Here is an 11560-nt window from a genome sequence, read left to right on the forward strand (position 1 = left end):
AGAGGTGTCGACGACCATGACGGAGCTGTTCGAGGGGTACCGCCCCGCTGACGTCGTGCGCCGGACCTCAGGTCTGGGCGCCATGACCGGGGTCCAGGCCCTCGGCAAGCTGCTTGTCGACCAGCACCGCGCCGACCAGGCCCGGGGCTGGAAGACCGCGGGCCTGGTCTCCGGATACCGGGGATCACCGCTCGCGGGGCTCGACCAGGTGCTCGACCGCAACGCCGACCTGCTCGCCGAGCACGACATCAAGTTCATCCCCGGCGTCAACGAGGAACTGGGCGCGACCGTCGTCTACGGCTCCCAGCTCGCCCCGCAGCTGCCCGATCCGCGCTTCGATGGCGTCTTCGGCCTCTGGTACGGCAAGGCGCCCGGCGTGGACCGCTCCGTCGACGCGTTCAAGCACGGCACGTGGATGGGCACCACTCCGCGCGGCGGCGTGCTAGTCGTCGCCGGTGACGACCCGGCCAGCAAGTCCTCGTCGCTGCCGTCGAACTCGACGATGGCCCTGGCCGAGTCGCTGATGCCGGTGCTGGCGCCGGTCGACGTCGCCGACGTGCTGCGGCTGGGCCGCTTCGGTTTCGAGATGTCGCGGTTCAGCGGGGCGTGGACCGGGTTCACCGTGGTCACCAACATCGGCGACGCCTACGAGATCGTCGACCTTGGCGCGACGCCGGACATCGTGGTCCCCGAGTTCGAATGGGACGGGCGGCCGTGGCGGCCCACCCACAAGCCCGGTGTCGGCATCCCCGAGGCGCTGGCAATGGAGCGCGAGGTGCTCGACGGCAGGCTCGCCGCCGCCGTCGCGTTCGGCGCGGCCAACGGCCTGGACCGCATCGAGGGCGCGGTGTCCGACGCCCGGGTCGGCCTGGTCGCCTCCGGTCACAACTACGCCTCCCTGCGCGACGCGCTGCAGCGTCTCGGCCTTACCGAGGACGCGCTTCGCGCGCGCGGGATCCGGGTGCTGCGCCTGGGCATGGTCCACCCGCTGGACCGCGACCTGCTGTTCCGCTTCGCCGACGGCCTCGACGAGCTGGTCGTCATCGAGGACAAGCGCCCGTTCATCGAAACGCTGATCAAGGAAGCGCTGTTCGACAAGGCCGTCCGACCGCGCGTCCACGGGAAGCAGGGGCCTGAGGGCAAGACGCTCATCCCCGTGCACGGCGCGCTGGAGGCCGACCGGATCCTGGTCGCGCTCGGTCGCTTCCTGGCCGAGCGGGTCGGCCGCGAGCACGTCGACCTGCGGCACCCGGCGTTCAAGCCGCGGCTGCCCGCGCTGACCCTGACGCCGATCAACCGGACGCCGTTCTTCTGTTCCGGCTGCCCGCACAACCGCTCCACCGAGACCCCGGACGGCTCGCTGGCGGGCGCGGGCATCGGCTGCCACGCGATGACCACGTTCATGGACCGCAGCGTCGGCTTCACTCAGATGGGCGGCGAGGGCGTCAGCTGGGTGGGCGCGGCGCCGTTCACCGGCACGACGCACCTGTTCCAGAACCTCGGCGACGGCACGTTCTTCCACTCCGGCAGCCTCGCCGTGCGCCAGGCCGTCGCGGCGAACACCAACATCACCTTCAAGCTGCTCTACAACGCGGCGGTCGCGATGACCGGCGGCCAGCACGCCGACGGGTCGGTCGACCCGGCCGCGGTGACCCGGATGCTGCACGCCGAGGGGGTCGTCAAGACCGTCGTGGTCTCCGACGAGCCGCGCAAGTACCCGCGCTCCACCAAGTGGGCCCCCGGGGTGAAGGTCCGCCACCGCGACGACCTGGACAAGGTCCAGCGCGAGCTGCGCGAGACCGAGGGCGTCACGGTGATCCTCTACGACCAGGAGTGCGCCGCCGAGAAGCGCCGCAAGCGCAAGCGCGGGCTGGCTCCTGACCCGGCGAAGCGGGTCATGATCAACGAGTCGGTATGCGAAGGCTGCGGCGACTGCGGGCAGAAGTCCAACTGCCTGAGCGTCGAGCCGACCGACACCGAGTTCGGCCGCAAGACCCAGATCGACCAGACGTCGTGCAACAAGGACTACTCGTGCCTGCTCGGCGACTGCCCGTCGTTCCTGACGGTCATCCCCGGCACCGGCAAGAAGCGGCTGGTCCGCGACGAACTGCCCGCCGACCTGCCCGGACCCGAGTCGCGGCCGACCTCGGCGAACCTGGTGATGGTCGGCATCGGCGGCACCGGTGTCGTGACGACCAACCAGGTGCTCGCCACCGCCGCGCTGATCAGCGGATTGGACGCGCGTGCGCTCGACCAGACCGGGCTGAGCCAGAAGGCAGGCGCTGTGGTCTCCCACCTGCGCATCACGCCCGAGGCGACGTCGCTGCCCGGGCTGGTGCCCGCGGGGACCGCCACCGGCTACCTCGCCTTCGACGCGCTGGCGGCGACCACCGACGTCAACCTGTCGCGGTGCTCCGACAGCACGATCGCGGTCGTGTCGACCTCCGAGGTTCCGACCGGACGGATGGTCGTCGACCCGGCGGCGTCCTACCCGGGGCGCGAGGACCTGCTCGGCAAGATCTCCGGGCGGACCAAGTCCGTGCACGCGTTTGACGCGCTCGACCTGGCCGAACGGCTCTACGGCAGCACCGCGGCGGCCAACTTCCTGGTCGTCGGCGCGGCCTACCAGGCCGGGCTGCTGCCGCTGACCGCCGAGGCGATCGAGCGGGCCATCGAGCTCAACGGCGTCGGGGTGGCCACGACCATCCAGGCGTTCCGCGCGGGCCGCAAGGTCGTGCAGGACCCGGCGTGGCTCAGCTCGACCGCTCCGGTCACGCGGGTGGAGGGCACCGAGCTGGAGCGCCTGCTGGCGATCCGGGTGCCGGAGCTGACCGCGTACCAGAACGCCGACTACGCGCGCCGCTACACCGACGTCGTGTCCACTGTGGAAGCCGCGGAGCGCGCGCTGGGCGGGTCCGGCACGCAGCTGACCGAGACGGTCGCGCGGAACCTGTTCAAGCTGATGGCCTACAAGGACGAGTACGAGGTCGCCCGCCTGCACCTCGACCCGGAGCTGCGCGCGTCGGTCGAGGAGAGGTTCGGCGCGGGCGCCACGATCGGCTACCAGCTGCACCCGCCGATGCTGCGGGCCATGGGGATGAAGCGGAAGATCACGCTCAAGCGGACGGCCGGTCCGGCGTTCAAGGTCCTGCGCGCGCTTCGTGGCCTTCGCGGCACCGCTTTCGACCCGTTCGGCCACGCCCACCTGCGGAAGGTGGAACGCGCGTTGATCAGCGAACACATCGCGATGATCGAGCGGATCGCGAGCGAAATGACCGTCGATAGCCACGCGGTGGCGTGCGAATTGGCCGCGCTGCCGGATTCGGTGCGCGGGTACGAGGACATCAAGTTGGCGTCCATCAATCGTTACCAAGAGCGGATTCAGGATCTACTGGATCGATTCGACCAGGCGAATCGCCCGCTGGAAAGGGTCTAGACCGGTAGGTAACTGGCAACTGTTAACGCTTTCGGAGCGTCATAACCCGACTTACGTTCCCTCTCAAATGGTGAAGGCAATGTTCACCCGAAGGTGCACGCCGTCACCGGTTGCGCATTCACGAGAGGACCTCTTGATGAAGAAGCGGTACACCGCCGCGCTCGCCACCCTGGGTCTGGCTATCGCCGGGTTCGCGGTTCCGACGCTGGCAGGAACGGCCCAGGCTGGTCAGGACGAGGCGGCAGCTGCCGGCTACGACCAGTTCATCGTCACCTTCGCTGACTCGGCCGCGTCTCGGGGTCTCGCCCACAAGGGTGTCACCCAGGTGCGCGACCTCGGCTCGGGCGGCGTCGTCGTCAAGGCTTCCCGTGGCCTCGGCCGCAACGGCTCGGCCGCGCTGATGAACGACCTGCGCAAGCAGGCCGGTGTCGTCAGCGTCGAGCCAGACCTGATCATGACCGCCACCGCCGTCCCCACCGACACGCGCTACGCCGAGCAGTGGGACCTCTTCGAGCCGACCGCCGGCATGAACACCCCGGGCGCGTGGGCGACCGCCGACGGCGCGGGGGTGACCGTCGCGGTCATCGACACCGGCATCGTGTCGCACTCGGACCTCAACGGAAACGTGCTGCCCGGCTACGACTTCATCAGCGACTCCACCAGCGCCCGCGACGGCAACGGCCGCGACGCCAACCCGAACGACGAGGGTGACTGGTACGCAGCGGGCGAGTGCGGCGGCGCCGCCAAGCCGAGCGACTCGAGCTGGCACGGCAGCCACGTCGCGGGCACCATCGCGGCGGTCAGCGACAACGCCAACGGCATCACGGGCATCGCGGCGAAGGCCAAGATCGTCCCCGTTCGTGTTCTGGGCAAGTGCGGTGGCCGCACCTCGGACATCGCCGACGCCATCACCTGGGCGTCCGGCGGCAAGGTCCGCGGCGTCCCCGCGAACGCCAACCCGGCCAAGGTGCTGAACCTCAGCCTCGGCGGCAGCGGCACCTGCGCCCGCGCCTACCAGCGCGCCATCAACGGTGCGGTGTCCCGTGGCACCACCGTTGTCATCGCCGCGGGCAACTCGAACTCCAACGTCTCGGGCTTCACCCCGGCCAACTGCGACAACGTGGTCTCGGTGGCCGCCGGCGACCGCGAGGGCAACCGCGCGTTCTACTCGAACTACGGCGCCCTGATCGACGTCACCGCCCCCGGCGGCGAGGTCCGCAACGAAACCGACGCGCCCGGCACCCGCACCAAGCCGCAGGACGGCATCCTGTCGACCATCAACGCGGGCACCACCACGCAGACGACCGAGGACTACAAGACGTTCATGGGCACCAGCATGGCCGCCCCGCACGTCGCGGGCCTGGTCGCCCTGATGCTCGGCGAGAAGCCGCTGACCCCGGCCCAGGTCGAGGCGGCGCTGAAGGCCAACGTCCGCCCCCTCCCCGGCGTCTGCGCCGAGGGCTGCGGCTCCGGCCTGATCGACGCGACGAAGACCATCGCGAACATCTGAAACACCTGAGATAGCCCCAGAAAGGGCGGCTGCCACCACACCCGGTGGCAGCCGCCCTTGTTTGTGCCCCCGGCACTCCACGGCGCCAGACCCCGCACTGGCCCGAGGCTAAGAACGAGTCAACGACATCACCCAGTTGATCTCCCAGCTCTCCCCGTCATCCAGCGAGAACCCCTGCCGCCAGGTCGCGGAGTCAGCCGACTCCACCGTCCACAAGTAGCTGACCTTCACCCGCCGCCCCTCGAACTCGTCCCACCCATAGAACTCCCCCTCGGTGTCCGACACGAAGTCCCCGAACACCGGCGCCTGCAACACGCCGGTCCGGCTGCTGATCCAGTAGATCGCCCACTGCTCGCGCTCCACATCCCACGTCCGCAACGTCAGGCCGGCGGCCCCCTTGGTGGGGAACGAGATCTCGTCGACGTTCCCCCCGAAGAACGGCCGACACGTCGACACCGCCGGGAACTCGTCCCACGTGTCGCTGCCCGTGAGCGGCGCGAGCAGCCGCCGGTTGACCACATTCCAAGTGCCGTGCAGGAAATCGAAACCCTTCGTCATGCCCGTGACGCTAGAGCCGCATCGCTGACATCTTCTGTCAGTGATGTCTGCGAGACTTCCGCCATGCGCGCGAGCAGACTGGTCTCCCTTCTCCTGCTCCTGCAAACCCGCGGGAAGCTGACGGCCCAACAACTCGCGGACCAGTTGGAAGTCTCGATCCGCACGATCTACCGCGATATCGACGCCCTGCACAGCGCGGGCATCCCGCTTTACGGCGACTCGGGCCTGGCGGGCGGATACCAGCTTCTTGGCGGCTACCGCTCCAAGCTCACCGGCCTGACCAGCGATGAGGCGGAATCCCTGTTCCTGATGCCGGGTCCGGCCGCGGAACTGGGCCTCGGCTCGGTGGTCGCCGCCGCGCAGCTCAAACTGGTCGCGGCCCTGCCGGAGGAACTGCGCGACCGCGCCGGGCGGATCTCCGCACGGTTCCACTTGGACACGCCGGGCTGGTACGACTCCGATGAGACACCGCATCTCGCGGCCGTGGCGGACGCGGTGTGGAACCAGAAGGTCATCGAAGTGCGCTACCGCCGCTGGAAAGCTCCACGTGAGGTGACCCGCACCCTGCGGCCGTACGGCGTCGTCCTGAAAGCAGGCCGCTGGTACCTGGTTGCGCACGGCTCGACCTCGGTGGCGACCTACCGGGTGTCCGCGGTCCTGGACCTCGACGTGTCCGCGGAGACGTTCGACCGCCCGGACTTCGACCTCGTCGCCTACTGGAAGCAGTACGTCGAGGAGTTCCTGTCGTGGCGCCTGCGCGGAACGGCGACCGTGGAGCTGTCCCCACGGGGAATGGAACTGCTGCCCGACCTGCTCTCCGCCGAAGTGGTTCGCGCCATTGCGGACACCGCCACGCCCGGCGTGCGTCCACTGTGGACTCGCGCGGTGATCCCGGTGGAATCGGTGTCCCACACCGTCGGCGATTTGCTGCGGCTGGGCGCGGACATCGAGGTGATCGAACCCGCCGAACTCCGGGAGCGGTTCGCCGAGACCGTCCGAGAGCTCGCGGAGCTCTACGCCGGAGCCGATTCCTGAGCGCGCCTGCGCCGGGCGTTGCGGGTGTAGTAGAACGCGGTGATCGCCATCAGGATGCCCCACACGATGAACCAGGGGTCCCACAGATAGAGGTGGCCGTAGAACCCGCGCCAGTCCATGTCACCTGGCGGCACCAGGATCCCGGCGCGGACCATGAGCTGGATGCCGATCTGCGCGGCGCCGTACAGGATCAGGACAGCGGCGCCGCCCCAGCCGCCGAGCAGCAGCATCCAGTGCCGCAGGTACCGCCTGCCCCACGGCTGGACCAAGGCGAGCGCGAGCACCCCGCCCGCGGCCTTGACCAGGCCCGCGAACCAGACGGCGATGTAGATCCCGACATCGCCCGCCTCGATCAGCTCGACCGCTTCACGGCCTACCGTGTCGAGGGCGAAGGTGCCGCCGAAACCCCAGTAGAAGCTGATCAGCGCGAACAGGAACGCGCACGCCGCGGTGGCGTACCCCGCCCACTGCCCTGATTCGCGCACACGGACGTCCGCATGGACATCGCTGGTCATCGGTCCCCCTCGGAAGCACTCCGCCTGAACTCACCGTAGCAAAATCGACACTCAGGGAAACCGGATTGACCGGACCCGTCGAGGCCGTCGAGCACCAGCGCGACGGCACGGTCGAGTTGCGGGTCCGCGCAGGCCGGGTCGTCGTGGGCGGCGGCGAGGACGACGTGGTCGGGATCGACGCCGTGGTCTTCGATCCGGGCCGAGCCGATGTCATAACGGAACTCGGGCTGGGTCGTGACCGTGCCGTCGGCGAGCGCGTGCCGCGGCCGGATGCCGACGCCCCCGCCCCAGGTCCGGACGCCGACCACCGGCCCCAGCCCCGCCAGCCGGAACGCCTCGCAGAAGACCTCGCCATCCGAACCGGTGTACTCGTCGGCCACCACCGCCATCGGGCCGTCAACGGCGCGCGGCGGCCAGGTCCGCGGCTGTCCTCGACGCGGGACGCGCGCGCCGCGGCGGCGTCGTGCGAGGTGCTCGACCACCAGCCAGGACGCGTGACCGCCCTCGTTCCCGCGAACGTCGATGACCAGCCCGTCCAGCGTCCCCTCGGTCAGCATGGCCTCACGGAAACGTGCGTAGCCGCAGGCACCGAGATCCGGGAGATGCAGGTAGCCGACGCGCCCGTCGGTGGCTGCCCGCACGCGGCGTCGGTTGTCCGCGCACCAGGCGGCGTGGTGGAACGCGCGCTCGCTGTCGAGAGCGCGCACGCGCACGATGCGACCCCGCAGGCCCACTTCGACCACGCGGCCGCCCTTGCCCGCGAGCGCCGGACCGAGCCCGCCGACTCCGGTCGGCACACCGTCGATCCGCTCGATGACGTCACCGGCGTTGACGGCGACGTCGAATCCCGCGCACGGCGAGCCTGCAGGCACGGCGGTGACCAGGAATCCGCGCTCGCCAGGTTCCCCAACCAGGCCCAGGAAACCCTGGCGCTCGGTGACCGTGCGGGGAAGCCGCTCGCCCGCGTGCGAAGCGGACAGCTCGCCGTGCAGTTCGCCGATCAGGTCCGACAGCTCGGCCCGGGTGTGGACGCGGTCGAGCAGTGGCGCGTAGCGGTCCCAGGCCGCGTCCCACGCCGCCCCCACGCGCCCGGCGTCCCAGACATGCTCGCGCTGCAACCGCCAGGCCTCGCCGAACATCTGCCGCCACTCGGCGCGGGGCGACACCGACACGTCCACCCCGTCGAGGTCGAGCGGCACCGGCTGATCACGACTCGCGACCCGCGGCGAGCCGCGGTCGAGGTACAGCACCGTGCGGCCGTCCCTGGACACCGCGACCTGGTCGGCGCGAACCGACGCTCCCTGCTCGGACACGACCATGGTGTCGCCCGGGCCGCCGCGGACCAGCAGCAACCCAGCGGGCGTGGCCACCACTTGGCGGTGCTCAGTCCTCGGCGCGGTCAGCGGGCGCGCCCGGTCTTCGATCCCGGTGAAGTCGACGCGCGTGCGGTCTGAGGCGGATTCCCCCGGGCACAGCTCGACGGCGTACGGCATCGCCACGCCTCGGACGGCGAGGTCGTCTGCGCCCTCGGCAGTCAGATCGCGCACACCCAGGAAGTAGAGGAAACGCCCGTCGGCGGCGAAGGCCGGGCCTCGGTCGCGCGAGAGCGGGGACGTGATCCGTCCGGACCGCCCGCTGACGATGTCGACCGCCCAGATCGCAGCCCGATCCGGGGATTCCGGCATCGAGTACGCCAGCCAGCGGCCGTCCGGCGACCAGGCGAGATCTCGTGGCCGGTCGTGCTCGCCGCGGGTGATCAGCGTCGACCGGCCGTCGGACACGGATACGGCGAACAGCTCGTATCGGCTGTTCGCCACCGCGACCCACTCACCGCGCGGACAGACCCGCAGTTCGGCGACGATGCCGAGGTCGCCGACCGGAAGGACGCACTCAGCGCCGGCATCGAAGATCACCAGCTGCTCGGGATCCCGTCCAGGACTCGCCACGGCCACGAGTCTGCGATCATCGAGCCAGGACAACAGCCGGTAGCGCTTGTCCGAGCCGTGCCGCTGGACGTCGCCACCTCGGGCCGCGAGCGTCAACGCCTTCCCCCGAACAGTGATCGCCACCCGGCGGCCATCCGGACTGAGATCGACGCTGCGCAGATTGCCGAGTGCGGGCACCTTCTGCTCCGGCAGGGAAATCCCGGGAAGCCTGATGTCCACAGTGGACGTGTGGCGGCTGTCGGGTTCGAATAGCCGGATCGATCCCTCGAACTGGTACACCAGCCGGGTTCCGTCGCCGGACAACGCCCGCGCGTGACCACCGCCGTGATCGGTTTCCGAGCGCAGGTCCCCGCCATCGGGTTCGCAGGAGTAGATCTCGGCGGTTCCACCGTGGTCGGACAGGAAGTAGACCCGGTCACCGATCCAGCAGGGACTGTCCACGTTGCCCGCGACCGCGGTCAGCGGGCGGAAGCCGCCGCCCTCCTTGCCGATCCACAGCATTCCCGCGGCGCCACCGCGGTATCGCTTGCGGTACGCGGGATCACCGAGTCCGGTTCGGACGACGACCAACCCGCCGGGACCGAAAGCAACCGCGCCTGCCCGAATCGCGTCGAACTCGCGGGACAGACCGCCTGCCGGGTCCACCGACCGGAGCCGGTCGACGGGAAACGGTTCGCCCGCGCTGCTCGCATAGAGCACCTCGCCGCTGCGCGGGTGCCAGGACGCGACCACTCCTGGGACGCCCTCGAACGTCAGCCTGCGCGGCACGCCGCCGTCAGCGGGCAGCACCTCGACCTCGACCGCGGCACCCACCGCACGGCCGTAGGCGACTGCGGTCCCGTCGTGGTTGAACCTGGGTGTGCGAGCCTGGATCGCGCCCTCGGTGAGCCGGGTCGCCTGCCCACCGGCGACCGGCGCGGTCCACAGGTCGTCGGCGCAGACGAACACGATCCGGTCGCCGCGGATGTCCGGCCACCGGAAGTACCCGGCGGTCACCCGATCGCGGCGCGGGCGGCACGCAGGATCGCGCCGAAGTCCGCCATCGCGCCCGGGCCGACCTGGTCGGTGTGCACGGACGTGCCGTTGACCGGGCCGACCACGGTGTAGCCGTCCTCGGCGAGCAAGGCGAGGTTGCGCTTGACCGACGCCTTCGCCATGGCCCCTTCGGAGACCGCGGGGGCGATCACCACCGGCGCGGTCGAGCCGGTCACGACGCTGAGCGCGAAGCTGTCGGAAATGCCGTTGGCGCACTTGCCGACGAACGCGGCGGTGGCGGGTGCGACGAGCACCAAGTCGGCCCACGCGGCGAGTTCCTGGTGCGGCACCGTGCCCACCGCGGTGTCGAAGCCCGGCCCCCACACCGGTGAACGGGTCGCCGCGGCGAGCGCGTCGGGCGCCACCAGGGCGGTCGCCGACCAGGTGAGGCAGGCCCGCACGGACGCGCCGTACCAGCGGCGCAGCAGCAGCGCCCAGCTCGGCAGGAGGTTCACGCTGAACGAGCCGGTGCCGACGAGCAGCACCTGGCCGCGAGCCAGCGGCAGGTCCGGGGGCACGTTCGCGGGCAGGGCCGTGCTCATGCGGGACCGGCCTTGGCGGGCTCCGCCTGCTGCCTGCCGGTGTCGATGGCGAAGCCGCTGTCGAGCGCGGCATGCCTGTTGCCCGCTGGCGATGGGGCTTGCTTGGCGGGGGAACCAGCCTTCTGCGGCGGAACGGCGTTGCGCGGCGGCGCGACATTCTGGGCGGGCGCGGGGTCCGGCGCGGTGTCGCGGGAGTGGCCTCGGGCCACCGCTTCGACGGTGGCGGGCCGCTCGCGGAGCCTGCGGCCCGCGATCCGGCCGAAGTGGGTGCTTCCCGTCTTCGCCAGGTAGTCCAGCAGCAGTTTGAGCGCCTTCTCCTTCTCCTCGGCCGACAGCTGCGGGCCGATCTTGCCGAAGACGCCGCGCGCGGCGAGGACGTCGTACTCCTCGCGCAGCAGCGAGCACACCACGATGTCGTGGTATTCCCCGTCGATGAAGGCGTAGTCGCGCAGGATGCCTTCCAGGGTCAGGATTCCGCGGGCGACGATCTTCATCGTCTCCCGGTTGTAGACCCCGGTGGTGACTTCCACCCGGTGCGCGTTGAGCGTGTGGAACAGGTGCTTGAGCAGCAGGCCCCACGCGGCCGCCCCATAGCCCTTGGTCCAGGCGGCGGGATCGCCGATGACCAGGCCCACCGAGTAGTTCCCGATGTAGCTCAGGGTGCGCCAGCTGACCGCGCCGACCCGTTCGCCCTCCGGGGTCACCACCATGAGGTACGTGCTGCCGCCCGCCTCGGTTTGTTCCTTGAGCTCCGCGGCGGTGCAGAAGGGCGAGCCGCCGTTGGCGTAGACGCCCGCGGTGCCGTCGAGCCAGCTGACCAGGAGCTCGTAGTCCGGGTCGGTGATCCGCCGCAGTGAGACCAGATTGCCTGTCACGTGTGTGTTTCCATCCGTGCGCGAGTGGGCGGCCCGACTGGACCGCGACGCCGTTTCCCGGCAGGCTCGGTGCAGGTGGCTCTGACGAGCCGCCGGACGGGGTGCGAG

The 11560-nt window shown here is 70.4% G+C and carries 8 protein-coding genes; 3 read left to right on the forward strand and 5 right to left on the reverse strand.

Features of this window, described 5'->3' with window-relative positions; all coding sequences use genetic code 11:
- The first annotated feature begins 16 nt into the window (after positions 1 to 16).
- Together ACRDSQ_RS02220 and ACRDSQ_RS02225 are read left to right on the forward strand one after the other, a co-directional pair.
- Positions 17 to 3436 (forward strand): indolepyruvate ferredoxin oxidoreductase family protein, encoded by a 3420-nt coding sequence (locus ACRDSQ_RS02220; RefSeq protein WP_431418297.1) that lies wholly within the window; start codon positions 17 to 19, stop codon positions 3434 to 3436.
- A 136-nt stretch (positions 3437 to 3572) separates the two neighbouring features.
- Positions 3573 to 4946: a S8 family peptidase gene (locus ACRDSQ_RS02225; RefSeq protein ID WP_431418299.1), complete on the forward strand. Its 1374-nt coding sequence runs from the start codon at positions 3573 to 3575 to the stop codon at positions 4944 to 4946.
- A 108-nt stretch (positions 4947 to 5054) separates the two neighbouring features.
- Here ACRDSQ_RS02225 and ACRDSQ_RS02230 read toward each other — a convergent pair whose 3' ends face one another.
- A complete protein-coding gene (locus ACRDSQ_RS02230) occupies positions 5055 to 5504 on the reverse strand; it encodes a hypothetical protein (RefSeq protein ID WP_431418300.1) in 450 nt (149 codons plus the stop codon).
- 63 nt (positions 5505 to 5567) lie between these two features.
- Between ACRDSQ_RS02230 and ACRDSQ_RS02235 the strand changes: the two genes are divergently transcribed.
- Positions 5568 to 6539, forward strand: coding sequence for a helix-turn-helix transcriptional regulator (locus ACRDSQ_RS02235; protein ID WP_431418301.1), 972 nt, complete (start codon positions 5568 to 5570; stop codon positions 6537 to 6539).
- Here the strand turns inward: ACRDSQ_RS02235 and ACRDSQ_RS02240 are convergent.
- Genes ACRDSQ_RS02240 through ACRDSQ_RS02255 form a run of 4 tightly spaced genes read right to left on the reverse strand, consistent with a single transcriptional unit; the run spans position 6518 to position 11452 of the window.
- A complete protein-coding gene (locus ACRDSQ_RS02240) occupies positions 6518 to 7054 on the reverse strand; it encodes a DUF3995 domain-containing protein (RefSeq protein WP_431418302.1) in 537 nt (178 codons plus the stop codon). The two genes, ACRDSQ_RS02235 and ACRDSQ_RS02240, sit on opposite strands and share 22 nt — an antisense overlap.
- Positions 7051 to 9996, reverse strand: coding sequence for a S41 family peptidase (locus ACRDSQ_RS02245; protein ID WP_431418304.1), 2946 nt, complete (start codon positions 9994 to 9996; stop codon positions 7051 to 7053). The genes ACRDSQ_RS02240 and ACRDSQ_RS02245 overlap by 4 nt, the downstream gene beginning before the upstream one ends.
- Positions 9993 to 10577: a flavoprotein gene (locus ACRDSQ_RS02250; protein WP_431418306.1), complete on the reverse strand. Its 585-nt coding sequence runs from the start codon at positions 10575 to 10577 to the stop codon at positions 9993 to 9995. The genes ACRDSQ_RS02245 and ACRDSQ_RS02250 overlap by 4 nt, the downstream gene beginning before the upstream one ends.
- Positions 10574 to 11452: a GNAT family N-acetyltransferase gene (locus tag ACRDSQ_RS02255; RefSeq protein ID WP_431418308.1), complete on the reverse strand. Its 879-nt coding sequence runs from the start codon at positions 11450 to 11452 to the stop codon at positions 10574 to 10576. The genes ACRDSQ_RS02250 and ACRDSQ_RS02255 overlap by 4 nt, the downstream gene beginning before the upstream one ends.
- Positions 11453 to 11560: the final 108 nt, after the last annotated feature.

It is taken from the genome of Actinokineospora sp., assembly GCF_050699995.1.
Classification (GTDB): domain Bacteria; phylum Actinomycetota; class Actinomycetes; order Mycobacteriales; family Pseudonocardiaceae; genus Actinokineospora.